This window comes from Antrihabitans spumae, from assembly GCF_043944905.1.
Classification (GTDB): Bacteria; Actinomycetota; Actinomycetes; order Mycobacteriales; family Mycobacteriaceae; genus Antrihabitans; species Antrihabitans spumae.
Genome location: NZ_JBIMSN010000023.1, coordinates 20,970 through 47,258, shown reverse-complemented (window position 1 = coordinate 47,258; position 26,289 = coordinate 20,970). Strand labels below are relative to the sequence as shown.

General features: G+C 62.7%; 28 protein-coding genes and 1 pseudogene. 13 read left to right on the top strand and 16 right to left on the bottom strand.

All coding sequences use genetic code 11. The annotated features are described in order from the left end of the window. Positions 1-83 precede the first annotated feature (83 nt). Positions 84-497 (top strand): annotated as a pseudogene (locus ACHIRB_RS05410) (SRPBCC family protein); the annotation flags it as partial. A gap of 150 nt (positions 498-647) precedes the next feature. Here ACHIRB_RS05410 and ACHIRB_RS05405 read toward each other — a convergent pair. Next, positions 648-1,658 carry a hypothetical protein gene (locus ACHIRB_RS05405; RefSeq protein ID WP_395125687.1) on the bottom strand — a complete coding sequence of 337 codons (1,011 nt, stop codon included), beginning with the start codon at positions 1,656-1,658 and terminating at the stop codon, positions 648-650. Positions 1,659-1,726: 68 nt separating this feature from the next. Here ACHIRB_RS05405 and ACHIRB_RS05400 point away from each other — a divergent pair, with 68 nt between their 5' ends. Both ACHIRB_RS05400 and ACHIRB_RS05395 read left to right on the top strand, forming a co-directional pair. Next, positions 1,727-2,302, top strand: a complete 576-nt coding sequence (locus tag ACHIRB_RS05400) for a hypothetical protein (protein ID WP_395125688.1) — start codon at positions 1,727-1,729, stop codon at positions 2,300-2,302. Positions 2,303-2,331: 29 nt separating this feature from the next. After that, complete coding sequence (locus tag ACHIRB_RS05395) at positions 2,332-3,105, top strand: VOC family protein (protein WP_395125689.1); 774 nt, start codon at positions 2,332-2,334, stop codon at positions 3,103-3,105. Positions 3,106-3,109: 4 nt separating this feature from the next. Here ACHIRB_RS05395 and ACHIRB_RS05390 read toward each other — a convergent pair whose 3' ends face one another. The 7 genes from ACHIRB_RS05390 to ACHIRB_RS05360 all read right to left on the bottom strand — a co-directional run bounded on the left by ACHIRB_RS05390 (position 3,110) and on the right by ACHIRB_RS05360 (position 7,419). Further along, positions 3,110-3,508, bottom strand: coding sequence for a VOC family protein (locus ACHIRB_RS05390; RefSeq protein WP_395119072.1), 399 nt, complete (start codon positions 3,506-3,508; stop codon positions 3,110-3,112). Then, positions 3,505-3,792 (bottom strand): ArsR/SmtB family transcription factor, encoded by a 288-nt coding sequence (locus ACHIRB_RS05385; protein WP_395119074.1) that lies wholly within the window; start codon positions 3,790-3,792, stop codon positions 3,505-3,507. Before ACHIRB_RS05385 ends, ACHIRB_RS05390 begins: the two co-directional genes overlap by 4 nt. Before the next feature lie 51 nt (positions 3,793-3,843). Beyond that, the gene (locus ACHIRB_RS05380; RefSeq protein WP_395119076.1) at positions 3,844-4,215 is read right to left on the bottom strand and encodes an MmcQ/YjbR family DNA-binding protein; all 372 of its coding nucleotides are present in this window, start codon (positions 4,213-4,215) and stop codon (positions 3,844-3,846) included. Between the two features lie 33 nt (positions 4,216-4,248). Next, on the bottom strand, positions 4,249-5,193 hold the full coding sequence (locus tag ACHIRB_RS05375; protein WP_395119078.1) for an LLM class flavin-dependent oxidoreductase: 945 nt from the start codon (positions 5,191-5,193) through the stop codon (positions 4,249-4,251). A gap of 85 nt (positions 5,194-5,278) precedes the next feature. Beyond that, positions 5,279-6,169 carry an RNA polymerase sigma-70 factor gene (locus ACHIRB_RS05370; protein WP_395119080.1) on the bottom strand — a complete coding sequence of 297 codons (891 nt, stop codon included), beginning with the start codon at positions 6,167-6,169 and terminating at the stop codon, positions 5,279-5,281. Positions 6,170-6,239: 70 nt separating this feature from the next. Beyond that, on the bottom strand, positions 6,240-6,866 hold the full coding sequence (locus tag ACHIRB_RS05365; RefSeq protein ID WP_395119082.1) for a maleylpyruvate isomerase family mycothiol-dependent enzyme: 627 nt from the start codon (positions 6,864-6,866) through the stop codon (positions 6,240-6,242). Positions 6,867-6,996: 130 nt separating this feature from the next. After that, a complete protein-coding gene (locus tag ACHIRB_RS05360) occupies positions 6,997-7,419 on the bottom strand; it encodes a VOC family protein (RefSeq protein WP_395119084.1) in 423 nt (140 codons plus the stop codon). Positions 7,420-7,550: 131 nt separating this feature from the next. Here ACHIRB_RS05360 and lipE point away from each other — a divergent pair, with 131 nt between their 5' ends. Beyond that, on the top strand, positions 7,551-8,789 hold the full coding sequence (gene lipE, locus ACHIRB_RS05355) for a lipase LipE (protein ID WP_395119222.1): 1,239 nt from the start codon (positions 7,551-7,553) through the stop codon (positions 8,787-8,789). A gap of 109 nt (positions 8,790-8,898) precedes the next feature. Next, positions 8,899-9,351 carry a VOC family protein gene (locus tag ACHIRB_RS05350; protein WP_395119086.1) on the top strand — a complete coding sequence of 151 codons (453 nt, stop codon included), beginning with the start codon at positions 8,899-8,901 and terminating at the stop codon, positions 9,349-9,351. Between the two features lie 27 nt (positions 9,352-9,378). On the opposite strand, the gene ACHIRB_RS05345 is transcribed toward ACHIRB_RS05350, so the two are convergent. Together ACHIRB_RS05345 and ACHIRB_RS05340 are read right to left on the bottom strand one after the other, a co-directional pair. Beyond that, complete coding sequence (locus tag ACHIRB_RS05345; RefSeq protein WP_395119088.1) at positions 9,379-10,428, bottom strand: methyltransferase; 1,050 nt, start codon at positions 10,426-10,428, stop codon at positions 9,379-9,381. Continuing rightward, complete coding sequence (locus tag ACHIRB_RS05340) at positions 10,425-11,405, bottom strand: prenyltransferase/squalene oxidase repeat-containing protein (protein WP_395119090.1); 981 nt, start codon at positions 11,403-11,405, stop codon at positions 10,425-10,427. Before ACHIRB_RS05340 ends, ACHIRB_RS05345 begins: the two co-directional genes overlap by 4 nt. A gap of 91 nt (positions 11,406-11,496) precedes the next feature. Here ACHIRB_RS05340 and ACHIRB_RS05335 point away from each other — a divergent pair, with 91 nt between their 5' ends. From ACHIRB_RS05335 to katG, 3 genes are all read left to right on the top strand, one after another. Next, complete coding sequence (locus ACHIRB_RS05335; RefSeq protein WP_395119092.1) at positions 11,497-12,474, top strand: helix-turn-helix transcriptional regulator; 978 nt, start codon at positions 11,497-11,499, stop codon at positions 12,472-12,474. Positions 12,475-12,550: 76 nt separating this feature from the next. Continuing rightward, positions 12,551-13,015, top strand: a complete 465-nt coding sequence (locus ACHIRB_RS05330; protein ID WP_395119094.1) for a Fur family transcriptional regulator — start codon at positions 12,551-12,553, stop codon at positions 13,013-13,015. A 51-nt stretch (positions 13,016-13,066) separates the two neighbouring features. Next, entirely contained in the window at positions 13,067-15,247 is a 2,181-nt protein-coding gene (gene katG, locus ACHIRB_RS05325; RefSeq protein ID WP_395119224.1) for a catalase/peroxidase HPI, read from the top strand. Between the two features lie 236 nt (positions 15,248-15,483). Here the strand turns inward: katG and ACHIRB_RS05320 are convergent, their stop codons facing one another. Both ACHIRB_RS05320 and ACHIRB_RS05315 read right to left on the bottom strand, forming a co-directional pair. Continuing rightward, positions 15,484-15,930 (bottom strand): 6,7-dimethyl-8-ribityllumazine synthase, encoded by a 447-nt coding sequence (locus tag ACHIRB_RS05320; protein WP_395119096.1) that lies wholly within the window; start codon positions 15,928-15,930, stop codon positions 15,484-15,486. 105 nt (positions 15,931-16,035) lie between these two features. Then, entirely contained in the window at positions 16,036-16,593 is a 558-nt protein-coding gene (locus ACHIRB_RS05315; RefSeq protein ID WP_395119098.1) for a dihydrofolate reductase family protein, read from the bottom strand. 192 nt (positions 16,594-16,785) lie between these two features. Between ACHIRB_RS05315 and ACHIRB_RS05310 the strand changes: the two genes are divergently transcribed. Both ACHIRB_RS05310 and ACHIRB_RS05305 read left to right on the top strand, forming a co-directional pair. Next, entirely contained in the window at positions 16,786-17,154 is a 369-nt protein-coding gene (locus tag ACHIRB_RS05310) for a hypothetical protein (protein ID WP_395119100.1), read from the top strand. Positions 17,155-17,304: 150 nt separating this feature from the next. Then, positions 17,305-17,577 carry a hypothetical protein gene (locus tag ACHIRB_RS05305; protein WP_395119101.1) on the top strand — a complete coding sequence of 91 codons (273 nt, stop codon included), beginning with the start codon at positions 17,305-17,307 and terminating at the stop codon, positions 17,575-17,577. Positions 17,578-17,648: 71 nt separating this feature from the next. Here the strand turns inward: ACHIRB_RS05305 and ACHIRB_RS05300 are convergent, their stop codons facing one another. After that, positions 17,649-18,650: a DUF6670 family protein gene (locus ACHIRB_RS05300; RefSeq protein ID WP_395119103.1), complete on the bottom strand. Its 1,002-nt coding sequence runs from the start codon at positions 18,648-18,650 to the stop codon at positions 17,649-17,651. Between the two features lie 181 nt (positions 18,651-18,831). On the opposite strand from ACHIRB_RS05300, the gene ACHIRB_RS05295 reads away from it, so the two are divergent. Next, a complete protein-coding gene (locus tag ACHIRB_RS05295) occupies positions 18,832-19,386 on the top strand; it encodes a GIY-YIG nuclease family protein (protein ID WP_395119105.1) in 555 nt (184 codons plus the stop codon). 1 nt (position 19,387) lies between these two features. Here ACHIRB_RS05295 and ACHIRB_RS05290 read toward each other — a convergent pair whose 3' ends face one another. Next, entirely contained in the window at positions 19,388-19,867 is a 480-nt protein-coding gene (locus tag ACHIRB_RS05290) for a hypothetical protein (protein WP_395119107.1), read from the bottom strand. Between the two features lie 102 nt (positions 19,868-19,969). Between ACHIRB_RS05290 and ACHIRB_RS05285 the strand changes: the two genes are divergently transcribed. Beyond that, positions 19,970-21,145: an acyl-CoA dehydrogenase family protein gene (locus ACHIRB_RS05285; RefSeq protein ID WP_395119109.1), complete on the top strand. Its 1,176-nt coding sequence runs from the start codon at positions 19,970-19,972 to the stop codon at positions 21,143-21,145. 1 nt (position 21,146) lies between these two features. Here ACHIRB_RS05285 and ACHIRB_RS05280 read toward each other — a convergent pair whose 3' ends face one another. Next, positions 21,147-24,068: a BTAD domain-containing putative transcriptional regulator gene (locus tag ACHIRB_RS05280; RefSeq protein ID WP_395119111.1), complete on the bottom strand. Its 2,922-nt coding sequence runs from the start codon at positions 24,066-24,068 to the stop codon at positions 21,147-21,149. 105 nt (positions 24,069-24,173) lie between these two features. Between ACHIRB_RS05280 and ACHIRB_RS05275 the strand changes: the two genes are divergently transcribed. Beyond that, positions 24,174-24,911 carry a PIG-L deacetylase family protein gene (locus tag ACHIRB_RS05275; RefSeq protein ID WP_395119113.1) on the top strand — a complete coding sequence of 246 codons (738 nt, stop codon included), beginning with the start codon at positions 24,174-24,176 and terminating at the stop codon, positions 24,909-24,911. A 2-nt stretch (positions 24,912-24,913) separates the two neighbouring features. Here the strand turns inward: ACHIRB_RS05275 and ACHIRB_RS05270 are convergent, their stop codons facing one another. After that, positions 24,914-26,251, bottom strand: a complete 1,338-nt coding sequence (locus ACHIRB_RS05270) for a hypothetical protein (RefSeq protein ID WP_395119115.1) — start codon at positions 26,249-26,251, stop codon at positions 24,914-24,916. Positions 26,252-26,289: the final 38 nt, after the last annotated feature.

Sequence of the window (26,289 nt, the reverse complement as noted above, 5' to 3'; positions counted from 1 at the left end):
GCACCATTCTTTGTCTGCGACACAGTCCTCTGCCGAATTAGCGTGAAAGCGCGAGGTTAGCGATCGCAGATGAGGAGTAACTGATGATCAGCGGTATTGCTTCCACTGTTCGACGGTTTCTAGAGCCGCCGGAAGGCGTTGATCGAAGTCGCGACGATCACAGCATGACCGATCAGGCGTCGGTAGTCATCGACGCACCGGTGCAACAGATCTGGGATTTGGTCACAGATATCTCCGGCATGGGCCGATGGAGCTCGGAGAACCGCAGCGGGTACTGGCTGGGTGACGCAACGGGTCCCCGGGTCGGTGCCTGGTTCGTCGGAGTCAATCGCATCGGGCCGGTGGTGTGGGCGACACCGTGCGAGGTAACCGTGTCGAATCCATTCGAGCACTTCGAGTTTCAAGTTCACATCGTCGGACCACGGTGGGGTTATCGACTAGAACCTCATGAGCGTGGCACGTTGCTCACGGAGTACCGCGAATGGCCCTACAAGTCCGCGTTCAATCGAGCGTTGCGCTGGTCCGGACCAGTCGGCCGGCTGAGGGATAACCATGCATTGCATGGGCTTCCGGTAACCCTGGCGGCACTCAAGGCTCACGCCGAATCGAAATCCGCCACGTTGCGACCTTTGCAATCGAGGCGGGATCTACGTTTTCCGCCACCCTTCGTCATCACGACTCCACAGCGTGGGTTCGTCCTCGACGGTGATGACGTCATTGTTCAGCCACCACGTCGCGTCCGGGTCCCAACCGGCGAGGACGGTCGCGCCCGAGTTGTGCGACAACGGAATTGCGAGACCGGGGGTCGTCAGGTAGCCGTAGATGCTGAGATGCACGGCGTCGTAGTCTTCGGCCACCGCGACCCAGTCGGGAATGAACCAATCGTGCCGCTCCCCCGTCGTGACGAACCAGTCCGACCACTTCGATTCGGGTACTGCAAACGGATACGAATCGACGAGGCTGGCCCAGTCCGTCGGCTGGGCAATTTCGTAGACCCGAGGTGTGCCGAGGACATGCACCGGCCACACTCGTGCTTCGCCGCACCCGGAGGAATCCTCCTCGAGCAACAACTCGAGCGCGCCGAGGCCGTCCCGGGATCTGCTCGTCGACAACGTGTTACCTGCAGGTGTCGACCACCATTCGCCGCCCACTTGGTGGTCAGGACGATCGATTCGAAGACTGCGGAACCGAGATTCCCACTCCAGCGCGCGCTGTCGCCATAGTTCCAAGTGGTCTTCCGAAGGGCGGTACGGCTCAGTGGATTCCGGCCACTGATCGACCGAATACGGGTGAACGACAAGGCGTTGGTCGTCGAGGTCGACGGACTCCCCCCACCACCGAGCGTGCGGGGAATCCAATGCCGCGGCGATTACCGGGCGCAATGTCTCCACTACCTCTGGGTCTGCGAACAGCACGTCCTCGTCGTCAGGCGGCTGCCAGTAGCGCGCAAAGTCGGTGGCGAGCGACAAGGCATCGAGCAGATCCAATTCGGACAGTCTCGCGACAGCTTGGATATCGACTGCCCTGACTACGTCGCGAACATCTTTCGGGGTTATCGGCCGACAGAAGTAGATATCGTCCGGGCTGCATTTGTACGCGACATTCGCGGCAAAGAATCGACCGCGAGGCGACGCGAGCGCAAGTGCGACCAGGTCCATTGGTCAAAGCTATCGGAGAAGCGTGCACCGGAGCACGACCCACGGCAGCGGCCTGGGACCATCTATCTATGACGTCGCCGGCAGTCACTGAAAATGGGAGCACGATCTACGACCGCATCGTGCAGCGCCGGGGTGGTCCGCTACCGCCAGTCCGGGCCGCAAACAGGTTGTCCGCGTACATCTACGGCAATATCTTGACCTGTGCGTCCGTTGCGATAGCTACGCCAGATGGTATCGACGACGGTTCGGCTGCGGCGCTGGTGCTCGGGACTGCGGCGACCACATTCGTCGCACACATTTTCGCGGATATGGTGGCGCATACGAATATCCCGGACTCCGATGAGTCCTCGAACGAAGACACCCGTCGGATTCATTTGGGCGAACATCTCCGTGACGCAGTGCCTATCGCGTCGTCGGCATTCATACCGGCATTCATTCTCCTGCTCGGTTGGCTAGGTGTGCTGTCGCCACTGTGGGCACAGTTGTTGGCAGGTGCAGTGGTTATCGTCCGAATAGCAGGTGTGCAGATAGCTACCCAGCGCATCCGAGGGAACGGGTTGTCGCTGCGCTATGTGATCGCGGGACTTGTGACCGCCGGTCTTGCGGCAGCGATTGTTGTGATCAAAGTACTGGTCACGCATTGATGGCATATCGAAAAGGGGCTGAAACTTATATGGCAGCGCAAAACACCTCCTCACTCGGAGCGCCGTGTTGGGTGGAGGCATTTCAACAGAATCCCCGAGCGGCGACCGAGTTCTACGGCAAGCTATTCGGCTGGACTTTCGATGAACCCACCGCGATGCCAACAGGTTCCGAAGGCGAGTACTTCACGGCCCGACTCGACGGGAAGCGAGTCGCTGGGATCGGTCAGGCGCCGCCGTCGACTCCGGTCGGCTGGATGACGTTTGTCGCCGTCGATGATGTGGCGCAATCTCTTTCGCTCGCCGAGCAGGCAGGAGGCACACGCGTCGTCGGACCGGTGGCCGCTAGCTTCGGCGGTGAGATCGGCATACTTACCGACGCCACTGGCGTCCCGTTCGGGTTGCGGCAGTCGCGAGATGTCAGTGGCGCCGAGGTGGTCGGCGAGCCCAACTCCTGGGCGATGAGTTCGCTGCACACCACCGACCTCCCTCGAGCTGAAGCGTTCTACGGCAAAGCATTCGGGTGGGAACTCGCGTCGGTTCCAGGTGCCGGATTTTCGAAATGGGTCCTCCGGGGCGAGGTCGTTGGCGTCGTGACGGCGACGGATGGCACTGTGCCGCCGCACTGGAGCATCAATTTCGCCGTCGTCGACGCTGACGCCTTCGCTCAGCGCGCCGTCAGCCTTGGCGGCTCAGTCCTCATGGGTCCGATGGACACGCCAGGGTTCCGCAACGCAGTGATCGCTGACCCGCAAGGCGGCGTGATAGCGGTAAGCGCGGTGACACAGCGATCTGCCACGGAGTGATTTGCTACTGAGCCTCCGGCTTCATCGAAATCATCTGAATCAGGTTGCCGCAGGTGTCGTCGAACACGGCGACCGTTCCGACTCCGATATCGGTCGGCTGCTGCGTGAATACAACCCCGGCCTTCGTCAAACGTTCGTACTCGGCGTCGACGTCGTCAACAGCGAACTGCGCCAACGGAATCCCATCGGCCACCAGTGCGTCGCGATAGGGCTTGACGGCCGGGTGGCCCGCCGGTTCGAGCAGGAGATCGGGCCCGTCCAGTGCATCGGGTGATACGACGGTCAACCAGGCGTCCTCCCCCACCGGCACGTCGTGATGCTTGACGAAGCCGAGAACGTCTGTGTAGAACGCCAACGCGGCCCGTTGATCGTCGACGAAAATGCTGGTCAATTCAATTCTCATGTGCTGGAGCCTTTCTCGGCTACTGGCCAGCGCTGCGTTATCGCAGCGAGTGGCTCACTGTTGAAGAAATGGAACTTCGATCGGCCTCGACGCTCCGTAACGACAAGTCCCGCCGACTCGAGCACGGCGAGGTGCTGAGAGATGGCTTGTCGTGTCGAACCGAGCCCGTGGCGCATCGTGAGCAAGGTGCAGATCTCGAACAAGGTCTGTCCGTCACTGGCGGCCAGTTCGTCGAGTATGAGGCGCCTGGTCTCATCGTCGAGTGCTCTGAATACGTCCGCCACACCGATCACAATACGCAAGTAGCTACTTGCATATCAACCCCCCGCGGGATTTCAGTCGCCAGGCCGCTCGACCTGTTCGGCCAACCGAGCTGGTGCCTGCAGGCAGTACGAGTCGGTCAACATCTCGGTGAGCTCGTCCCAGTCGGTCTCGTCGTCGATGATCAGGCCGACGGTGTTGGTGCCCCACTCGGTCTTGAAGTACGGCGGCCCAAGGTTTTCGAACGCCAGCACCTCCGACGGTTCGGAGCGGAAGAGAATCCGAAACAGCTGGTCCTCACCGCCGAACACATGGGCAACGGTCGAACTGCCGACCCGCCACCGAATGCCGACCCAGGCCGACTCTTCGTCGCAGCTGGGAAATCGACCGAGAATGTCGCGGAGACGCTCCACCCATTCGCGCGGTACATCAGGACGATCGGCCACGAAACGAGAATGCCATACCGATCACCTGCTCGATCATCCGGCAGCGGCGACCAAAGTTGTTTCGATTGTCTCCCAGGATATTCCGGCCGGAAGAACGACCATCTGAATATCGGCGTCGGGTGTCCATCGGTCGAATGTCGCACGCACCTGGTCAGGCGTTCCATGGGCTGTGAACGCGTCCAGGGCGGCCTCCGCCTCCGGCGGAACGATCGAACGCGTCGGGCTGGGTCGCGGATTGGCGTCCCGAATGGCCCGGACCTCGTCGCCGAATCCTTGGTCGGCAATCAGTTCCGCATAGCCGTCACCCATGGCGCAGATGTACCAGGCAAGGCAACTGGCAGCAATGTTGCGCGCGATCTGTGGGTCGGCGTCGGCGACTGCGAACGGTCCGGCCGCGACCGTGATCGGCGGACGGCCCACGCGCAGACTCTTGATTTCACCGGCGCGCTCGCGAAGACGCTCCTGGGTGAGGAACAGCGGATACCAACCGTCGCCATGCTCGGCGACCACGCGCGTCGACAACTTGCCGCTGCCCGCGATCCAGATCGGAAGTTCCGGCGCCGCAGCGAGTCCCAGTTTCATAGGGCGTGCCTGTCGCGACGGGTCGATATGGACTCGTTCGCCGGCAAGAATGGACCGCACCTCGCCCGCAACTTCTCGAAGTTTCGCTACCGGACGCTCGAACGCCATGTCGTGCAGACCCTCGGTCATTGCGCGACTACTCGCACCGAGACCGAGTATTGCTCTGCCTCCGCTGATTTCGTCGAGAGTCGCTGCGCTCATCGCGAGCGCAGCCGGTGTACGACTCCACACCGACAGCACCCCTGATACCAAAGAAATTCGCGACGTCTGCAGCGCGACCTCCGTCAGCAGCAACGTCGAATCGTGACCCCAACCCTCGGCGAGCGAGAAGATTTCGAAACCGAGTTCTTCGGCTCGGCGCGCAGTAGCGACGATGACGTCACGTCTGGTTTCCATCGGTGTGAAGGCAACACCGAGACGACGTGCGGAGGATTCGACGGCCATACGAGGTGGAACGGACCAACCCCCCGTTCGGTTCAACTCACCGCGTCAGAACGTTTTCTTGTTCCACACGGGACATCTTCGCTGGATTGCGCACGATGTAGAGCCCGCTGATCAGACCGTCGTCGATTCGCACCGCGACGACGTCGTCGATCTCCCCGTCGAGTCGAAGGATCAACGCTGGGCAGCCGTTGATCTGCGCCGGTTCGACGGTGAAGCGGCCGGCGACACGAGGCAGTCCGACCGCGAACAATCGCGCCACTCGCGCTGCCCCGACGACCGGCCGCGGAACGGTCTGCGCAACACCGCCACCGTCGCCCAGCAGCACCACGTCCGGGGCGAGCACGTCGACGAGGCCCTGAAGATCACCGGTCTCGATCGCGCGTCGAAATGCGTCGAGTGCGTGTCTGGACGCTGCCGCAGACACTGGTCCGCGTGGTCGTCGCGCAGCAACGTGTGCACGTGCTCGATGCGCAATCTGGCGCACAGCAGCGGGATTCTTGTCGATGGCGTCGGCAATCTCGTCGTACTCCAGAGCGAATACTTCACGTAGGACGAACACAGCCCGTTCGGTTGGCGCGAGAGTTTCCAACACGAGAAGCATCGCCATCGAGACGCTGTCGGCAAGTTCTACGTCCTCGGCCACATCGGGCGACGTCAGCAGCGGCTCGGGCAACCAGTTGCCGACGTAGGACTCTCTGCGTCTGCCGACCCGACGCAACTGACTCAGCGCTTGCCGGGTGGTCACGCGGACGAGGTAGGCGCGCTGATCCCGAACATCGTCGAGTTCGACGTCCACCCAGCGCAGCCAGACTTCCTGCAGTACGTCCTCAGCGTCCGCCGCCGATCCGAGCATCTGATACGCAATGGTGAAAAGCAGATTTCGCTGTTCGGTGAACGCCTTCGTCGCGGTTTCCATGTGCTCGCTCATCGTCGATTCCCCTTCGCGCGCGGACCTGTCCCCCATAGGACGCCGGCCCCCACCACTTTGTGACATCCCGTCAGCCAAGCGCCGCCGCCAGCTCGGCTACTCCCGGTCCATCGAGATCGTCAAGCGCAATCCGACGCCCACACACAGCGAGCAATAGCGACAGTGCGGGCCCTCGGACTTCCGGGCCGTCGCCGATCGAGAGGTCGGCGTCGGTCGCGGTGAAACGACAACGTGCCACCAGTTCTTTGGCGCCGCCGAACGAGGCTGATGTGTTGGCCTGCAATCGAATCGATCTGACGACTGCTTCGATCGGGTACACACCTTTCGAGCCCAACGCACGCCGAATGTCCTCACCGTGCACGATTGCCTCCACGAGCCGACTGTCGAGCGGAGCCGGCGGCGTCGAAGTCCGCGCCGCGACGTCGCGAAATCGCTGCAGAGTCTCTTGCGGTGAGCCACCGCGCTCACGATCGACGCCGCAGGCATTCTGACGGTCGAAGTCGAAACGCGCGCGAGCGAGACCAACGACGAAACCCAGTCGGGTCGTCTTGGCGGTGTCTATCAGATGAGCGACGACGTCGCGCACGGTCCATGTTCCGCACAGCGACGGCTCGTCCCATTGCTTGTCGTCCAGCTGCTCGAGGTCGGCGATCAGCGCAGCACGCTCCGCATGTACCAGTTGCCAAACGTCGCTCACAAGTTCTCCTTCGGTCGGTCGACTGCGTTCCGACAGGTAAGACCGACGATGCCGTGCGAACTCATCGGTCGGGTCGGCGGAGCAGTTGTGAGCTGCCCCGCCGGACCGAATCCAACGACTCTGTCCCCAGCTAGTGGTTGTACTCCACCGCAACGTCGAGCACCCAGGTCACCCCGAACTGGTCTGTCAGCATTCCGTACAGCGGCGACCACGCTGCGGGGGCGAGCGGAGCGGAAATGGTTGCGTCTGCGCTGAGTCGTCCCCAGTAGTCCTCGATTTCCTTCGCGTCCGTGCCTCTGACCGATACGAAAAAGGCATTGCTCCCCTGATCCCACAGCTTCGACGATTGGACGTCGTAGGCCATGATCTGGAAGCCGCTGCTCGAGGTGACCTGGCCCCAACTGAGCTGATCCGCCTGGTCTGGATCTTCGACGCTGTGCGCGTCCCGGTAGCTGACTGCGACGAGGTCGCCGCCGAAGACCGACTGGTAGAACTCCAACGCAGCTCGAGCATTGCCTCGCAGGTTGATGTGAGCGACTGTCTTGATTGCCATGATGGGCTCCCTTGGTTTTCGTTTCGTACTTCTCAACGATCTCGAACGAAGAGGACAGGGAGTGTCCGCTTCTTTCTGCGCTGGCAAGATTGCTTTGACCGGCCTTCCGTAGGGTGAGTCGCGTGACCAAGGTGAGTTCGCAACTGCACGGCAGGATCCGCGTCGCCGACGATCTCCCTGCCGTGACCGACATCGGCGACGAAGATCCGACAGGCACCGAACGTGCCGCCGTCGAACGCATCTGGCACTTCGCCGAACACTGGTATCGCGCCGGAATGCACCCGGCGATTCAGGTATGCATCCGGCACAACGGGACCGTCGTGCTCAACCGAGCGATCGGACACGGCTGGGGCAACGGCCCGGCAGATCCCCCTGACGCCGAGCAGGTTGCCGTTTCGACGGACACACCGTTCTGTGTCTATTCGACGGCCAAGGCGATCTCGGTGACTGTCGTACACATGTTGATCGAGCGTGGCGTCATGGCCCTCGACGACCGTGTGTGCGACTACCTACCGACCTACACGAGCCACGGCAAAGATCGCACCACCATTAGGCACGTCTTGACGCACAGCGCGGGCGTACCGGTGTTCAGGGGGCCCAGGTTCGACCTTCGCCGTTCCGAGGACAGCGACTACACCCGCGAGATGCTCGCGCAGCTGAAGCCGATTCACCGTCCTGGATTTATGCACATCTATCACGCTCTCACCTGGGGGCCGCTGGTCCGCGAACTCGTCGGGGCTGCCGCAGGCAAAGGTATCCGCGAGGTCTTGGCAGACGAGATTCTCGATCCGCTCGGCTTCCGCTGGACCAACTACGGGGTCACCGAAGCGGACGTGCCACTGATCGCGCCGAGCCATGCGACCGGTACCCCGCCGCCGCCCGCGATCGAGGGAGCCTTTCGCAAAGTAGTCGGCGGCACGCTGACGCAGACGATCGCCAGGTCCAACACTCCGCAATTCTTGACCGGCGTACTGCCGTCGTCGAACACGGTCTCCACTGCCTTCGAGCTGTGCCGATTTGCCGAAATGCTCCGTCGCGGTGGCGAACTCGATGGCGTGCGGGTTGTGAACCCGGAAACGTTGCGATCGGCCGTCGTCCAGCAGCGGCGGCTGCGACCCGATATCGCGACAGGCGGAGTTCCCCTGCGTTGGGGCACGGGTTACATGCTCGGATCGCGGCGATTCGGACCGTTCGGTCGCAATGCGAGCGCAGCATTCGGGCACACCGGGCTCACCAACATCGCGATGTGGGCCGATCCGGAGCGAAATCTGTCCGCGGCCGTGGTCAGCAGTGGCAAGCCCGGTTCACATCCGGAGGCCAAGCGATATCCCGCCTTGCTCGACACCATCGCCGAGGAATTTCGGCCCTAGGCGGCTATGCCGCTCGTGCGTCTTTTCGGCGGTCCCACCCTCCGAAAGTACTCACGAGGCCGAAGGCCCTATCCTCCGAATTGTCGGACCCCAGGGCTATACAGGACTCATGGCACTGAACTGGAAGCTCGTCATCGACACAGCGGAAGCACCTGTAGTCGCCGATTTCTGGGCTGCGGCACTGGGTTACGAGGTCGAGGATCCAAGCGCGCTCATCGAGCAGCTACTGTCGGCCGGCCACCTCCCTGCCGAGGCGGTCCTGGAGCACAGAGGGAGCAAAATCTTCCGCGGGTACGCAGCAATCCGTCACCCAGATGATCCGTTCGACCCGACAAGCGGAGTCGGGCAGGGTCGGCGTCTGCTGTTTCAGGATGTACCGGAGGCCAAGTCCGGCAAGAACCGCCTACACATCGATGTGCACAGTGAGCCGGGTGGTCTGGACGACCTCGTCACGCGGCTGGAAGGCTTGGGGGCGACCCGCGTTCGCGAGTTCGACAAGGGTCCGGCAGGGCACTGGTGGGTCATGCAGGATCCGGAGGGCAACGAATTCTGTGCTTCCTGAATCGCTTTCGGTAGCTACGCCAGAGTTCTAGCTCGCCGACGTACAGTCGAAAACAATGTGGCCGAGCGGAGTTGTGCGTGTGGTGTCGACCCGGAGCCCAGCAGCCGCTGCAAGCGCGGCATAGTCGTCGACACTTCGTTCTCGACCACCCGCCAGCACCATCATCCGCAGGTTCATCTCGGCGAACATGGCCGGATCGTCACCGGCAATGCCGCGCGACTCGATCATGACGACCCGGCCAGCACTGCCTGCCGCTTCCGCACACCGGCGCAGTATCGCTGTTGCCTCGACGTCGCTCCAATCATGCACAACCCGTCGGACGACATACACGTCACCGCCGGGAGGCAATGGATCGAAGAAGCTCTGACCAACTACGTCGCAACGATCTTCGAGCGCACGCATGGCCAAGAACTCTCGCGCCCTCGCCGCTGTAGCCGGCAGGTCGACGACGGTCCCCCGTGCAGTCGGGGCCGCCTGCAGAACTTCGGCCAGAAACGCACCGGTACCTCCCCCGACGTCGACGACGTGCGCCGCTTCCGACCAGTCGTAGCCGCCGACCGCATCGAGAATGTAGTCGTCGCCACTTGCCATCATGGCGTCGAACGACGAAGCGACATTCTCGTTGTCGGCGAGATACTCCCAGAAGGGCGAACCGAAAACCGTCTCCCATGCGGGCTCTCCTGTTCGGACCGTGTGCAGCAGACCGGTGAACGCTACGTCCATGCGACCGCCGAATCCGTCGAGGTCCAGCATGGCCTTCATCCCGGCGGGATGGTCCGAAAGCAATAGTGCCGCAACATCGTTGATGCCGAATCTGCCGGCCTGCTTTTCGACGAACACACCCTGGGACACCAGGTGTCGCAACAGACGACTCAGTGCGTCGGGGTCGGTTCCGGACCTTCCAGACAGCTCTTCGATCCCGTCAGCACCATCCGCGATGAGGTCTGCGAGCCGCAAGGTTGCTGCGGCGCGAATGGCCCACGGCGTCACCAGGTCTATGCGTGTGGCCAAAATCTGCCAGGCCGAGTACCACGCCGAAGATTCAGGAGCCGAATCGTCGTCCGACGAGGGGCTCATCGCTCGGACTCACCGTCCCACCATTCGAGAACTCTTGTGCCGCAGAGAGTCAGCCATTTGGACGGCTCTCCTTCCGGAACGTCGATCTCGAACCACATCCGCCCAGGTACGCGGCGACCCTGGCGCCAGGTCCCGTCGGGTTGACGGGCGGCACGGATGAGGGCGATGGCATCGGACATCCGTGGGTTCGGCGGCGTTGCGTCGAACTGCGATACCTCACGGAAATAGTCGGCAGCGTTGAGCACGCTGTAGAACCAGAAGAACGGAAAGGCGACGTGGTCGACCCACGCTGCGATCGGTTCACCGGTCGAGAGCCTGCGGAAGAGTTCGCGCTGCAGTAGGTACTCCTCCCCGGATTTTCGCGCTGTGCGGGTGCCTTCCGTGCCACCGGTTGCGATCTCGTGCGCGAGCAGGCCTTTAAGCGAATTTATTGTCGAGTGGACCGAGGATCGCGTCGAACCCTCGACCCACTCACAGTTCCAGCCACCGTCGGGAAGCTGATGCTCGACCAACCAGTCGACGATTCCCGAGATGTCGGCGCCGAGCCACAGTCCGTTCTGCACCGTCCACGCGTTGATGCAGCAATCGACCTCGCCGCCCCAATACGGCAGGTCGTCGTACTCCCAACGGCTGTTTTCGCTGAGCAGTTCGACCGTTCGACGCTCACGCAATATGTCGGCATCGACCCCCCACTCCCGGAGGAAGTTGAGTGACCAGGTGGTTGCGGTCCACGGTTGCCCGCCTCCGGCGGCGTCGGGCCCGTCGGGATCGAAGTCCTTCGGAAAGAACGCTCCACCGGCCCACTGCCCGTCGGCGTCCTGAAGAGCGAGAAGTTGCGCACCGAAACCAACGGATGCGACCTTGGCTCGCGTCGCCACCCACACCGCGGGTGGTTCGTGCAGCAGGTCGCGCTCGACCTGCCACCGCAATGCGGGATCGGAGTCCAATAGCCACGGGATGAGGTCGCCAGCCACCATGGTTCGACTCTATGCAATCCATGGCGTCGCGCATTCCGTTGTCGCGTAAGCGGACAGAATCTGTCCGCTTCTCGTGGCAGCATCAGTGACCATGCCGAAGACCTCAGCGCGTTTACTGGCACTGCTGTCGTTGTTGCAAGCGCGCCGAGACTGGCCGGGCGCGCTGCTCGCCGAGCGGTTGGACATAAGTGCGCGGACCGTGCGACGCGATATAGATCGGCTGCGCGAACTCGGCTACCCGATTCACACCGCCAAAGGTCCCGACGGTGGGTACCGGCTCGAGGCAGGCACGCAACTGCCGCCGCTGTTGTTCGACGACGACCAAGCTGTCGCCCTTGCCGTCGCCCTTCGAATTGCAACGACAGCCGACGCAGGCATCGAAGAAGGCGCGACGCGAGCGCTCAACACAATTCGGCAGGTCATGCCGACGAGGCTGCGTCACCGCATCGATTCAATTGGCTTCACCTCCGTCGAAAGACCGTCGCTGCAACGGATTCCGCAGGCAGACAGCAGCGTCCTCGCCGCGCTGAGCGTTGCCGTTCAGGTTCGCGAGGTGCTGCGGTTCGACTACCAGAACGTTGGCGATGCCTCGAATCTCGGCCCGCCTCGCCGCGTCGAACCTCACAACCTCGTGACGTGGAGCGGGCGTTGGTATCTCGTCGGCTGGGATCTCGATCGCGACGACTGGCGAATCTATCGGGCCGATCGCATCACGCCGAAGATCCCGACCGGACCACGCTTCACTCCACGCGAGCTACCCGAAGGCGGTGTTGCCGGATTCGTTACCGCCAAGTTCCAAGGCGGGTCCGGCGGCTGGCCGTGCCGCGGCGAGGTGATCCTGGATCTTCCTGCCGCAGATGTCGCTCGCTTCACTCATGACGGAATCGTCGAAGCCGTCGGCGAGGACCGGTGCCGACTCGTCGCAGGCTCATGGTCGTGGCCTGCGCTCGCGGCCAGGATCGGCAGGTTCGACGCCGACTTCGAGGTCGTCGGACCGCCCGAACTCGAGGAGGCGTTCGAGCGCCTGTCACGCCGGTACGCAAGGGCCATGCGGGGGCCGATCGGCTGAGAGGTCCTGCCTTCGATTTTCGACACGCCTACCCCAACTCTTGACTTAGTCCAGAAAAGAAGGTCTTATCTCTTAGGTGTCCCCCACATCGAACTCCACCGAATTGCTGCGTAACGCGGCACTCCGGGTAACCCGTCCGCGGGTCGCGGTTCTCGATGCGGTGCACGCGAACCCGCATGCGGACACGGATTCGATACTCGGCTCCGTGCGTACCTCACTGCCCGAGGTATCCCGCCAAGCGGTGTACGACGTTCTGCATGCACTCACCGCGGCCGGCCTCATTCGTCGCATCCAGCCGTCCAATTCCGTAGCTCGCTACGAGTCGCGGATCGGCGACAACCACCATCACGTGGTGTGCCGGTCCTGCGGGATCATCGCTGACGTCGACTGCGCCGTCGGCGAAGCCCCTTGCCTCACCGCATCCCACTCCGATGGCTTCTCGATCGACGAGGCCGAGGTCATCTACTGGGGAACGTGCGAGAAGTGTTCAACAGCCAATAGTTCGCCGATCACAGCCGTGATCACAGCCCCGAAGCAGTAACTCCCGGAAAGGTTTGTCGTGTCGGAAACCCACGAAACCCGCGTTGCCGAAATGAACGAGGAGGAGAGCAAATGCCCCGTCACACACGGGCGCCGCACTCACCCGACCGAAGGAGCTGGCAACCGTGACTGGTGGCCGAATCAGCTCAACCTGAAGATCCTCCAGAAGAACCCCGCCGTCGCCAACCCGATGGGTGACGACTTCGACTACGCCGCCGAGTTCAAGACCCTGGATCTCGCTGCGGTGAAGCGCGATATCGAGGCAGTCCTGACGGATTCGCAGCCGTGGTGGCCGGCCGACTACGGCCACTACGGGCCGTTCTTCATTCGCATGGCGTGGCACGCTGCGGGCACCTACCGCATCAGCGACGGCCGCGGCGGTGCCGGTGCAGGAATGCAGCGTTTCGCACCGCTGAACAGCTGGCCCGACAACGCCAGCCTGGACAAGGCACGCCGACTCGTGTGGCCGGTCAAGAAGAAGTACGGCCGCAAGCTGTCGTGGGCCGACCTGATCGTTCTGTCCGGCAACGTTGCACTGGAGTCGATGGGCTTCGAAACCTTCGGGTTCGGTGGCGGTCGCGTCGACCAGTGGGAACCCGAAGAGGATGTCTACTGGGGACCGGAGAACACCTGGCTGGGCGACGAGCGCTACACCGGTCAGCGGAGCCTCGAAAAGCCCTTGGCCGCAGTACAAATGGGTCTGATCTACGTCAACCCGGAGGGCCCGAACGGTAACCCGGATCCGCTCGCATCGGCCACCGACATCCGCGAGACCTTTGCGCGGATGGCGATGAACGACGTCGAGACGGCGGCGTTGATCGTCGGCGGACATACGTTCGGCAAAACGCACGGCGCGGCAGAGCCCGACCCCCACATCGGTCCCGAGCCTGAGGGCGCACCCCTCGAGGAGCAGGGTCTGGGATGGCGCAACAGCTTCGGCACCGGCGTCGGCAAGGATGCGATCACAAGCGGACTCGAGGGTGCATGGACCCCGACTCCGACCAAGTGGGACAACAGCTTCCTCGAAACGCTGTACGGCTTCGAGTGGGAGCAGTCCAAGAGCCCGGCGGGCGCCTTCCAGTGGATCCCGAAGGATGGCGGCGGCGCAGGCCTGGTGCCTGATGCGCACGTGCCGTCCGCGACGCACACCCCGGTGATGCTGACAACCGACCTCGCGATGCGTGTGGATCCCATCTACGAGCAGATCACGCGACGCTGGCTCGACAATCCGCAGGAACTGAAGGACGAGTTCGCGAAGGCCTGGTTCAAGCTGACTCACCGTGATATGGGACCGATCGTCCGCTACCTCGGACCGGAGGTGCCGCAGGAGACGCTGCTGTGGCAGGACCCGGTCCCGCCGGTGACGCACGAGCTCATCGGCGACGCGGATGTCGCAGACCTGAAGAGCCAGATCCTGGCTTCGGGACTGACTGTTGCACAGCTGGTTTCGATCACCTGGGCGGCAGCCTCGTCGTTCCGCGGCAGCGACAAGCGCGGCGGCGCCAACGGTGGCCGTATCCGCCTGCAGCCGCAGGCCGGCTGGGAGGTCAACGAGCCCGACGAGTTGGCCGTGGTCGTACGCACGCTAGAAGGAATTCAGGAGACCTTCAACGCTACGGGTAAGACGGTCTCGTTCGCCGACCTCGTCGTGCTCGCAGGCAATGCAGGTGTCGAACAGGCCGCGAAGAATGCCGGACACGACGTGACCGTTCCCTTCAAGCCCGGGCGTACCGACGCGACGCAGGAAGACACCGACGTGGATTCCTTCTCCGCACTCGAGCCGACTGCGGACGGCTTCCGCAACTACCTCGGCAAGGGCAACACGTTGCCTGCCGAGTTCCTGTTGGTCGACCGGGCGAACCTGCTCACCTTGAGCGCTCCGGAGTTGACGGTTCTCGTCGGCGGACTTCGCGTCCTCGGCGCGAACCACAAGAAGTCGTCGCAGGGCGTGTTCACCGACACCCCGGGGTCGCTGACCAACGACTTCTTCGTGAACCTCCTCGACATGGGCACCGAGTGGGCGCCTTCCGCGGCGGACGACGGAACCTACGAGGGCAAGGACCGCTCGACCGGTGCGGTCAAGTGGACTGGTAGCCGCGTCGATCTGGTCTTCGGGTCGAATTCGCAGTTGCGGGCACTTGCGGAGGTCTATGCAACCGACGATGCGAAGGAGAAGTTCGTCAACGACTTCGTCGCGGCCTGGACCAAGGTGACGGATCTCGACCGGTTTTAGGGCGCTTCGCGCCTCGTGCGTCTTTTCGGCGGTCTGGACCGCCGAAAAGACGCACGAGGTATGTCGGCTTCAGTGCCAATTGCTGATAGACCGCGTCCGGCGACGACGTTGCGGTTGCGATTCTGTGCAGGATGTCGACCATGTCAGTTCCTCTCGATTACGCAACGTTTGGTTGCACGAGAAGCATGGCAGACATCGACGCATTGGCAACTATTGGTTGCGTAAATGAGGGAAGGCTACAAACTCGCCAGGCTGGCGACGGTCGATGCACACGCTCGCGCCAATTCCTCGCCCTTCTTCGTGAAGTGGCGTCGGAAGTAGTCGACGTGTTCGGTGTGCTCGTGGAAATGGTGCGGCGTCAGCACTGCGGAGAAGACAGGCACGTCGGTCTCCAGTTGGATTCTCATCAGCGCGTCGATCACCGCGGTAGCAACGAAGTCGTGTCGGTAGATACCGCCATCGACGACGAGCCCACACGCGGCGATCGCGGCATAGCGTCCGGTACTCGCCAGCCGCTGAACGTGCAGCGGGATCTCGAAACTTCCTGGCACAGTGAAGACCTGGACGTCCGAGTAGCCCTGACTTTCGAGTTCGCTCTTGAACGCGTCGACGGCCTGATCGACGATGTCGGCGTGCCACCGAGCGGCAACGATGGCGATCGATCGAGATTGCGGTTCCGACATTTCCACTCCCCGTTGACGAGACCCCGCAGGGTCGACTGCGACGCTGCCCAGCAACGCCGAATGTTATTCAACATAGTCGTCGCATCGAGATCGACCGCCACGCAGTCACGCGCTTTTGGGCATGTAGCGGAACGCCGTGATCCCGCATTCGAATGGCGTCGCAGAGACAAGGCTCAGCTGCGCGTAGGCATCCTTGCCGAATACCGGCTTGCCCGCACCGATGGCGGTCGGATTCACAAAGAGGTTGATCTCGTCGAGCAGTCCGGCGGCGATGAGGTTGGCGGCGAGCGTCGCGCCGCCGTAGGTGATGATGTCGTTGCCGGGCTGCGCCTTGAGCTCGTTGATCGTCGCCACCAGATCACCGGCCACAACTGTGTTGTCCCAGGGTGATTCGGCGAGACTGTCGGAGATGACGACCTTCGGGGTGTTGTTCATGAAGTCGATCGAATCCTGATCCTCACCTTCGGGTCCTGCAGCCCAGGCAGGAATGAAGCCCTCGGCAAGTTTGCGTCCCAACACGATGCAATCGACGGTTTCGGTGAGGGCGCCGATGTAAGCGTTGAGGTCGTCGCTCCACGGGAACGACATCCAATCCATCTCACCGTTCTCCCCTGCCATGTAGCCGTCGACGGTGGTCTGGACCTGGAGCTTGAACTTGCGCATTGCGTGTCCCTTCGTGTCGGTGTCGAGTGGCGATTCGACTTTCGTTCTCGCCGTTCTCTTGCGCTTACAGCCTGGCGGAGCCTGCCTACGGTTTGTTTACGGTGCGCCTACCGATTGGCTGATACGAGCGAGCGGCGGCATACTTCCCGGGTATCCACGCAAACGCGATCACATGTGGAGTCTGGGAGACTAATGACGAATCGGTCCATGCTGACACGGTTCCTGATCGGTGCTGCCAATACGGTCGAACAGGTGGCGGCCCGAGCGGTCGCGACACTCAGCAGCGAGTCGGCCGCCGACGAACCGAGCCTGTCCCCCGTCGAAGATCCGAAAGTTGCTGCAGTGCAACGTGCGCAACGGGCTGCTGCGCGGGCGGGCGATCACGACCTTGCGCGTGAGCTGGCCGATGTCGAGATTCACCTTCGAAACCGGAGCGGAAAGACCGACGGTTCACTGATTCCGACCCATCACGATCGCAGCGCATCAGGCGCGAAGCTCGAAGGCATGCGGCAGGATCTGCTCGCCAAGACACCACGCCCGGATCCGTCCGCCCTCGACTGACGCGAGCCGTCCGCTCCCGAAGCGAAGTGTCGGCACGGACACAGTAGGACCGTCGGCGACCTGACAGACCCAAAGCGGTCGACACCGGAAACTTGTTCTCAACACAGGAACGACGCCGTGTCGGCCTACAAAACCTTTGGAGCACAACCCATGTCGAACTTCACCAAGCGCATCGTCACCGCCTCCGCCGCAATCCTCTTCACACTGTCTGCAGGAGCTGGAATCGCTTCGGCCGGCAATGGCGGCGGCGACTACGACTTCTACTGCAACAAGAAGAGCTCGGGCTACAACTTCACCTACTGCCACGATCATTTCGACAACAACGGCAATCGCAAGGACAACAACACGTTCCGCGATCGCAACCGCAACAACAACAACGACCACCATGACAACGACCACCACGGCCACAACAACCACCACTGATCCCGCGGCGCGAAGGGACCCCTGACCACACTGGATGTGGGCAAGGGTCCCTTCACGCCGTTCAGCCGCGGCTAGCGGGTGCCGACATACTCCACGTAGCCGGTTCCTGCGATATCGCTGCTCCGGAATTGCCCTGTGTAGGTGTAGCTTCCGACGTAGCCGCCTGCCATGCCGTACACGTAGTCGTCGTTGGTCACTGCTTCGAGTGCGATCAGGTCGTTGCCGCTGTCGTCTTGAACAGACCAGCGGAATCGTTTCGCCAGGTGCATCGCCACGTCGTTCGGTGTGGTCCGTGGAACCGCTTCGAGTTCGTCGACCTCGAAGGCGAAACCACGCTCGTACACCGCACCATGATCGGTCAGCGAGCGGACGTACACCGACCGTTGCAGAGGCAAGCCTTTCGGGCCGAGCACCTCTGTCATCAGCACCTGTGTCGATTCGTCGATATTCAGGATCTGGTAGGTGAAGAACTTCATCGGCAGAGCGATTGCGGTTCCCCGCGCGTACTCGTAGGTGTTCAGGCCGCTCAGCCGATGTGCCTGCCCGTCGTAGGTGACGGTTCCGGTGTGCTGGCACAGCAGGGACCAGTGGTCGTAGATGCCGGCGGGCAACTTGCTGAAGTGCGCGACCTTGTCGGTGGCAACGATGTCGAGTTCGACGTCGAACGCGTCGTTGGCGTAGGACAGATGGAAGTTCGGATAGTCGTGCCGCAGTTCGAGGTCGCTGCCGAACTTCACCACGCTGCCGTCGTCGGTCGCGGTGATGTCTTGCTCGACCCGATACCCACGAAATTGACCTGGAAAAGTGATCCCCGACCCGATCAGCACGTTGGCGGTGTCGCGCGGCGTCGTCTCGACGAGGTGCGGGTTGGTCCACAGGTCGATCGCCGGCTGCCCGATGACGACGATGAGGTCGAGAAAGTTCAGGGGCGCAGGTAGTCCAGGAATCATCATTCCGTAGTGGACGGTCGAGTACCGACCTACGGGCGGGTGCATCGGTGTCGTCGGATCGAACGGACGGCCATTGTGCCGCCAGTTGTGGTTGACCAACTTCTGTGCTGCTGCAACAAGCAACGCCGGATCCTCTCGCCGAAAGAAAGTCCTTGATCGCGTGTTCTGTATTCGCGACCCAATCGCAGAAATTCGCGCCGGACTAATTGACTAGACGGTAACTTACTGGTGAGTCATAAGTCCAGTGGCGATCCGCGCTCGGTTGCGTCGTCAATCGAGGTTCCGAAGTGATCTGATAAGGGTCATGGGCGAATCGAGTTCGGCAACACCCGATGTAGACGCTCTCATCGAAGAACTACATGGGCCACCAGTGCGGAGCGTGGATGCCTCGCTGCGGGTGCCCGCTGCCTCCGGGCTGTACGCGTGGTGGGCAGAACCCGTCACGTTCGAATCGTTGGCAGGTCCCCCGAACGGCCGCGATTCCTCGATGCGCCTTCTCTACATAGGTCTCGCATCGACCCTGCGACGAAGGATTGTCAGTAACCACCTCAAGCGAAGTGGGTCTTCGACTTTGAGACGCACCCTCGCCGGGCTACTCCTCGACTCGGAGCAATACAAGACGATGTGGACCGACCGAGTAGTCCTTTCGCCGCAAGACGAGCACCGATTGACCACATGGATGCACAATCACCTTGCACTGACGTGGTGCGCGCATCCCGATCCCGCCGCCGTGGAACGAACCATCATCGAAATCCTTCGCCCGCCGCTCAATGTCGACTTCGCTAGCGGTCCGAATCTCGCCGCTATCAAGAAAGCGCGAGCCGCCTATACCGAAAGCGCGGGACGGAAACCGCTCTGAGCTACGGCATCTCGATCGTTTCGGCGCGGGCGATGTCGCTGACGGCGCGTGCGATGTAGTCCTTCGTCGCGACCTTCGCGGCACCTGCAAGGTCAGCGATCACAAGCACGGCCGATTCGATGACGACCCGATTATCTCGCCCTCTCGGTGTCTCTTCGGCCTCGGCAACGCCGAGTGCGCCGGTGATCACGACAGCAAGAAACTCGACGTCGAGACCCTGCCACCAGGGTGCCGCGGCCCGAGCGCAGCGTCCGAGGACCTCGGAGACATCATCACCGTCCAACCCGTCCGGATGCAAGGTCTCCATCAATTCGCGAACGACTCGGAACTGCACTGCGGCAACCTGCTCGAAGGGCAATGCACTCAATTCCGCTATGGCAGCACTGAATTGGTCCGCGGAACCCGCTCGTGCCGCAGCATCCGCGCCGTAGGTTGCCGTGGCGATTGCACGCGGGATTGCTGGCCACTCGTTCGGCCACATTGTTGTCCTCCACTCCTCGGTCAGTGGCCAACTCTTGCACAGGTCACCGACGTGAAAGCGGATGTCAGCCGGATGTGAGTGGCGATCACGACAGTTGCCGACATGACCAACACATTGAGCAATGCCAGAACCAACCACACCCTCGATACCGCCATGCTCGAGCGTTTCCGCGCTCGAGCAGGTGAACTCGATCGGACCAATACCTACTTCCACGAGGATCTCGCCGACCTCCGCACAGTCGACTACCTGGCAGCGGCGGTACCGACGCACCACGGTGGTTGGGGACTGACGCTCGGCGATCTGGCACAGTCGCAACGCAGGCTCGCGCGCTACGCCCCGGCGACGGCCTTGGCCACGACGATGCACTTCTACTGGACCGGCCTTGCCGCGGAGTTGGAGCGATTCGGCGACAGCTCGTTAGTGTGGATCCTGCAGGCCGCGGCCTCCGGAGAGATCTTCGCAGCCGGACACGCAGAGTCGGGCAACGACGTTCCGGTTGTTCTGTCGACCTGCGTGGCGCAGCGCGTGGACGGCGGTTATCGCCTCACGGGACGAAAGCAGTTCGGATCCAATGGTCCGGTATGGAATTGGCTCGGTGCTCACGCGATGACAACCGACGGGCAGATCGTGCATGCATTCGTCGATAGGCGGTCGGACGGGGTGACGGTAGTGGAGAACTGGGACACCCTCGGCATGCGACCGAGTCAGAGCCACGACACCGTGCTCGACGACGTCTACGTCCCTGATTCACGTATCGGTCGGGTCCTACCTGCCGGCGACGACACCGACCTGTTCTACGTCGCAATGAACATGTGGGCACTACCGGTGATCGCGAACGTATACCTCGGAATCGCAGAGCGCGCAATGGAACTCGCGATCGCATCGGCACGAGGCAAGTCCTCCATCGCAATCGAACGCAGTGCTTACGCCTACAACCCGATGGTCCAGCACCAAGTCGCGCAGATGTATTTGGAACTCGACGCGGCGATCGCTACCGCCGACCGGTTCGTCGACGACTGGATGGCAGGAGCCGATCACGGCGCACAGTGGGGACCCAGACTGCTGTCGATGAAGTGGCGTTCGGTCGAGGCGGCCAAAAGGGTCGTCGACATCGCACTCGATGTCACGGGTGGCGCAGGGATGTTCCGCGGACGCGAACTGGAGCGGTTGTACCGCGACGTCCGTTGCGGCGGTTTCCATCCCGGAAACGACGCGCTCACACACGAAATGGTGGGCAAGGCCGCGCTCGGCATCACGGGACAAACGCCACGGTGGTAGGTCAGACCTGTCTGCGGCCGAAGGCCGACAACGCCGTTGCCGCGGCGGCGTTGTCGTCCAGCCTGCCACCCTCTGCCAAAGCTACTGTGTACCTCTCGGTTCCGAGGACCCGTCGTAACTCATCGGCAAGCTCGCGCAGGCGACGGTCGTCTTCGCCATAGATATCGTGCCCACCGGCCGACGACGTCACCGCACCGAGGAGCACGGCGGCGTCGCGGGTGAGGCCCAGCCGCGCAAGCAATTCGGCGACGGATCTCAGGGTTGTCCACTGCAGCGATCTGACACCTGCTCGACGCCAATGCGGCAACAGCCAGCGGTACAACTCGACCGCTGACTCGGTCTCACCATGACGGGTTTCCAGAGACGCCGCCGTCGACCCAGCGATGCCGAGCACGAACGACGAACCGCAACGCCGGGCAAGGTCCATCGCTCGCGCTAGCCGGATGGCAGCGGTGGCCGCGTCGGTATCCAAAACCGATTCGCCTGCAACATAATTGATCCAAGCCGCGCGCAGTATCGGAGTTCGTTCGTTCGTCGAGCGCAGCATCTCGGCGGCGAGCTCTGGTGCAGTTTCGTCGCCGCGGTAACCCCGCGCGAGGAGAACGACGCCTTCGCGTTCAGCTCGGCGAAACGCGTCGTCGTCTCCCACCGCAGAACCGTTGGGCGCAAACGGTTTATCGATCGCGTCGTCCAGGCGACCGTGGATAAGTGCCTGGAGGGTCAACAGAGCTGCGGTGTAGTACCCCATCGAGCTGATCGCCGAACGTGACGACAGCTCTTTCGAACGCGTCACCAAGGTGTCCATCAACTCGAGATCGCCACGTTTCCAGGCACCGACAGCACCGATCGCGAAAGCCTCGGCCACCCGCGGATCGGTCGAACCGGCAGCTTCAGCACGTTCGGCCACCGATTGCGCCCAGCCGAAGACTTCGGGTCGCATTCTGTAGAGCCCGTAGTCGTGCAGGTCCAGCGACGCGTCGAGCAACTCGTCGAAAAGGTCACGTCCGAGCAGATGCGCGAACGCATTTCGCAGGTCTGCGAGCGCCACGTCCATGTCGTCGAGCACACCGATGACGTCCGGCATTCGCAAGCGACGATTCGACTCGGCAACGAAACGAATCATAAAACGTGCATGGCCATGCAGTACCGCATCCGCCGCTCCACGACTCTGCAACCGCGCAGCGCCGAACTCGCGCAACGATTCGAGCATCAGATATCTTGTGCCGCTGCGCTGCAGCAACGATCGCTCGACGAGACTGCTGAGAATGTCGGTCGCGTCGGCAACCGAACACTCGGCTACGGCGGCTGCGCCTGCCGCAGGAAACGGACCGTGAAACACGGAGACTGCCTCGAACAACCTTCGTTCGTCGTCATCGAGAAGTGCGTACGACCATTCGATCGCCGCACCGAGTGAACTGTGCCTGCCGACCGTTCGCCTGCCGCGCGTCAACATCCGCAGCCGATCGTCCAGACCTTCGGCAATCTCATCGAGTGTCAGGGTATGCAGACGTGCGGCAGCCAGCTCGATCGCCAACGGCAGGCCGTCGAGTCGGCGGCAGACCGTTGCGATGACATCGCGTTCGGTCTCAGAGGGCTCCCACCGCCGCGACAGCACTGCATCGGCCCGATCCGTGAACAGCTGCACCGCAGGCTGATCCGCTGCGAACGTCGACGGCAGCGGTAGGGGCGGGACCGGACACAGTTGTTCGCCGTCGATTCGCAGGCGTTCACGACTTGTCACCAGAACTGTCGTGCCGGGGGCGCGGTGGACGATCGTTTCTGCCAACGCGGCAGCCTCGTCCAGCACGTGTTCGCAGTTGTCGAGCACCAACAGCGCTTCCTGGTGTTGCAGCACCTCGGCGATACGCTGCACCGGATCGGCACCGCTGCGCTGCTCGATATCGAGCACAACGGCGACGGTGAGCGCAACGGTGTCGCTATTCGCCTGCGCAAGCGCGCAGAACCAGACTCCGTCGGGGAAACGTGGCGCGATCCGACGGCACACCTCGCTGGCCAGGCGCGTTTTGCCGACCCCTCCGGTTCCCAGCACCGTGACAATGCGGTGGTCGGTCAACAATCTGTCCAGGTTCGCTACGAGGTCGTCGCGGCCGACGAAGGTGTTGTCGTGTCGACCGGCCCCAACCAGCCGGCCATGATTTTCTTGTGGCGCAACCTCTTCTGCGCGGCCGGCCGCCGATGCGGTCAGCATCGAGTCGTGCAGCCGTGCGATCTGCGGCGACGGATCTATCCCGAGGTCTTCGCCCAGCCTGCGCCGATAGCGGTCGTACACGGCAAGTGCGTCGGCGTTTCGACCCTCCCGATGCAGAGCGGTCATCAGGTGCGCCTGTGGTCGCTCCCGTAGCGGGTGCCGTGCCGCGAAAGCATCGAGATCGGCAAGCACGTCGCGATGCCTGCCTGCCGCCAACAGCAGGTCGAACCTCACCTCGCTCGCCCTGTTCCGTATCTCGATCAGTCGTTCGGCTTCGATGGCTGCGTCGGCAACGTCGCCGAGTTCCTCGTATGGCCTCCCTCGCCACAACACCTCCGCGCCGTCGAGGATCGTCAGCGCTGCAGTGCCGTCCCGATCAGTTGCGGCGCGAGTGACTGCTGTCTCGAATACCCGAGCGTCGAGTGCCGCGGCGTCGACGCTCAACCGGTAGCCCGATGCTGTTCGCTCGATGTCGACGGCACGCAGCGATCGCCTGAGCCGAAACATGTGGGTATGCAGTGCAGCGTGGTGGTCGGCCGGAAGCTTTGTCGGCCAGAGCGCCTCACAGAGTGCGTCGGCCGAAACGATGGCGTTGGCGTGCAGTACGAGCATCGCGAGTAAACGGCGCTGCAGGGTGCCCTTCGGTGCGCGGTCGACAGAGTCGATGCTGACCTGCACCGGCCCGAGCACACCGATCACCAGATTCGAAGCCACCGTCTTCTACCGCCGAATCGTCACAAAGTGCGCAAATCGTAGCTCACCTGGCATATGTGAGCCGATGGAAGTTGGATGTGAGTACCTACCGACACGATTGCTGACATGACAACTCCCTTGCAGAACCATTCCGCCGGTGCTCAGGTTGCCGGGCTCGGCGATATCGTCACCATCTGGGCACACCCCGACGACGAGTCGTATCTAGCTGGCGGCCTGATGGCGCTTGCAGCTGCCACGGGTGCCAACGTGACCTGCGTGATCGCTACCGCGGGTGAACTGAACGCACCAGCTGAAGATCGAGCGGCCCTCGGCCGACGCCGGACCGCCGAGTTGACGGCCGCTCTCGGCGCACTCGGTGTGCAGGACCACGTTCTGCTCGGGTTCCCCGACGGAGGTTGTGCGGCAGTCGATCCCGAGATCGCAATCGCCGAACTCGTCGCAATACTGAAAGATCGCCGACCGAAGACGGTCATCACGTTCGGTGCGGACGGTTTCACCGGCCATCCGGACCACCGCACGGTGTCACGTTGGGTCGACGCCGCCGTAACGCGCCTCGATGCCGATGCGCCGAAGCTGTTGCACAACACTGGTATCCACGAGCACAGTGCTGCTTTCGAGGATGTGCACACACAGTTCGACATCTTCGAACCGGGCCTGCCGACCACCACCGCGCGGCAAGATCTCGCGCTGCTCGTCGAACTCGAAGGACCTCTGCTCGACGCAAAGCTGCGGGCGTTGGCGGCGCACGGAAGCCAGACGACCGACCTCATGGCAGCGATGGGGATCGAGCGATACCGCGACTGGATCTCGTTGGAGTGCTTTGTCGTTGCACCCGGCCATTGACCTCACCAGAACGTGGCCGACAACCCCCATGCGGTCAGTTCTTCCGAGATCTGCTTGCGCACCGAGTCGGTATCACCGAAGTAGTCCGGATGGATTCCGAAAATCGTCACCGTGACCTTGTCGCCGTATTCGACGGCCCATGCCGCGATCGCAGGACCCTGTCTGCGGCGGTCGGCGGCCGTGTGGCCGACCATGATGGCGCGAATCGCGAACGACTCGGCGGTGAGTTCACCGAGTTCGATGGACGTCGCGGGTGCGACACCGAGATTGGAAACCGTCGCATCCGGACCCACCACGGAGCGCATCATCTTGCCGATGAGCTTCTTCGGAAGCAGTCGAACGATCGGCTGTAGGTTGTCGGCAACCTTGTCGTTGCCCGATGTCGCATACTCCCTGAGCGCGTTTTTACAGAGCGCTCGTATCTCGCCGAGTCCACGCTCGGGACCGATCTCGTCGCGGATCCGAATCCAGACTCCCCCGGATGCATTCGCGCGGTCGTCGCCGTCTTCGCGCCTGTTCACGGCGATGCAGATCCGCATCTCGTCGTCTGTCAAAGGACAACCCGCGCGCTGGACGACTCCGCCGAGAACGGCGATCAGCAATCCGTTCGGTGTGCCGCCGTGCTGCTTTGCGGTACCGATCCACTCGTTCTTCGGGATGTCGACGATGGCAAGCGTGGTGTCGGGGGCGTCATCATCGGCGGACGGCGAGGCAAGCATGCTTGCGGGCCGAGTCGGCTTGGCAGCGCCGCCGCGTTTTCGCTGGCGCCACAGTTCTTTCGCTACCACCCGCATGGCGGAGGCTGCTTCGACCACTTGGCTACCTGAATCGGCGAGGTCTCCCCGCAGACCAGCCCACCCCCGCACGTCGTCAGCGGTGGGCAGTGTGGACGTCGAGGTCCCGGCGTGCGCGGCCGCGAGCGCGTTGTACAGCCCTTGACCGTCGGTGATCATGTGCGAGACCAGCAGGGAGAGAACGAGTCTCCCCGACTCCGTGTGCGCACACTCCAGCCGCCACCCTGCACCCGCCGCCGGCTCCAGATCGGCCATTCGGAGTCGGGTGTCGGCCCAGTCGGATACGTCGTCGTCGCCGATGACACGTGCCTCGGTGTACACGTCGGGGATCTGATGGGCTCGCACCCAACGATGCCTGGCAAGCGGGACTCGCGCTCGGACCACCCGGCGATCGAGCACACCGGCTGCAAGCTGATCTCGCAGCCCTTTCACCGCATTCGCACCGGGATCCGTAGCGTAGATCCACAGGTACTGAATCGGCGCCGAAAGCCCGAAGTTGCTCTCCGCCAACAGGTACGACTCGTCGGCTCCAGCTACTCGACTCATCGAAATCTCCTTAGTCTCCACATGCGGTTTGTCGGTAG

Excerpts from the sequence above, each read along its gene's own strand:
- ACHIRB_RS05335 (WP_395119092.1), top strand. The coding sequence starts at position 11,497 with ATGCCGAAGACCTCAGCGCGTTTACTGGCACTGCTGTCGTTGTTGCAA.
- ACHIRB_RS05390 (WP_395119072.1), bottom strand. The coding sequence starts at position 3,508 with ATGAGAATTGAATTGACCAGCATTTTCGTCGACGATCAACGGGCCGCG.
- ACHIRB_RS05290 (WP_395119107.1), bottom strand. The coding sequence starts at position 19,867 with ATGTGGCCGAACGAGTGGCCAGCAATCCCGCGTGCAATCGCCACGGCA.
- ACHIRB_RS05350 (WP_395119086.1), top strand. The coding sequence starts at position 8,899 with ATGGCACTGAACTGGAAGCTCGTCATCGACACAGCGGAAGCACCTGTA.
- ACHIRB_RS05315 (WP_395119098.1), bottom strand. The coding sequence starts at position 16,593 with ATGCGCAAGTTCAAGCTCCAGGTCCAGACCACCGTCGACGGCTACATG.
- ACHIRB_RS05285 (WP_395119109.1), top strand. The coding sequence starts at position 19,970 with ATGACCAACACATTGAGCAATGCCAGAACCAACCACACCCTCGATACC.
- ACHIRB_RS05320 (WP_395119096.1), bottom strand. The coding sequence starts at position 15,930 with ATGTCGGAACCGCAATCTCGATCGATCGCCATCGTTGCCGCTCGGTGG.
- ACHIRB_RS05340 (WP_395119090.1), bottom strand. The coding sequence starts at position 11,405 with ATGGTGGCTGGCGACCTCATCCCGTGGCTATTGGACTCCGATCCCGCA.
- katG (WP_395119224.1), top strand. The coding sequence starts at position 13,067 with ATGAACGAGGAGGAGAGCAAATGCCCCGTCACACACGGGCGCCGCACT.
- ACHIRB_RS05310 (WP_395119100.1), top strand. The coding sequence starts at position 16,786 with ATGACGAATCGGTCCATGCTGACACGGTTCCTGATCGGTGCTGCCAAT.
- ACHIRB_RS05305 (WP_395119101.1), top strand. The coding sequence starts at position 17,305 with ATGTCGAACTTCACCAAGCGCATCGTCACCGCCTCCGCCGCAATCCTC.
- ACHIRB_RS05370 (WP_395119080.1), bottom strand. The coding sequence starts at position 6,169 with ATGAGCGAGCACATGGAAACCGCGACGAAGGCGTTCACCGAACAGCGA.
- ACHIRB_RS05400 (WP_395125688.1), top strand. The coding sequence starts at position 1,727 with ATGACGTCGCCGGCAGTCACTGAAAATGGGAGCACGATCTACGACCGC.
- ACHIRB_RS05275 (WP_395119113.1), top strand. The coding sequence starts at position 24,174 with ATGACAACTCCCTTGCAGAACCATTCCGCCGGTGCTCAGGTTGCCGGG.
- ACHIRB_RS05295 (WP_395119105.1), top strand. The coding sequence starts at position 18,832 with ATGGGCGAATCGAGTTCGGCAACACCCGATGTAGACGCTCTCATCGAA.
- ACHIRB_RS05405 (WP_395125687.1), bottom strand. The coding sequence starts at position 1,658 with ATGGACCTGGTCGCACTTGCGCTCGCGTCGCCTCGCGGTCGATTCTTT.
- ACHIRB_RS05345 (WP_395119088.1), bottom strand. The coding sequence starts at position 10,428 with ATGAGCCCCTCGTCGGACGACGATTCGGCTCCTGAATCTTCGGCGTGG.
- ACHIRB_RS05270 (WP_395119115.1), bottom strand. The coding sequence starts at position 26,251 with ATGAGTCGAGTAGCTGGAGCCGACGAGTCGTACCTGTTGGCGGAGAGC.
- ACHIRB_RS05395 (WP_395125689.1), top strand. The coding sequence starts at position 2,332 with ATGGCAGCGCAAAACACCTCCTCACTCGGAGCGCCGTGTTGGGTGGAG.
- ACHIRB_RS05375 (WP_395119078.1), bottom strand. The coding sequence starts at position 5,193 with ATGGAAACCAGACGTGACGTCATCGTCGCTACTGCGCGCCGAGCCGAA.
- ACHIRB_RS05360 (WP_395119084.1), bottom strand. The coding sequence starts at position 7,419 with ATGGCAATCAAGACAGTCGCTCACATCAACCTGCGAGGCAATGCTCGA.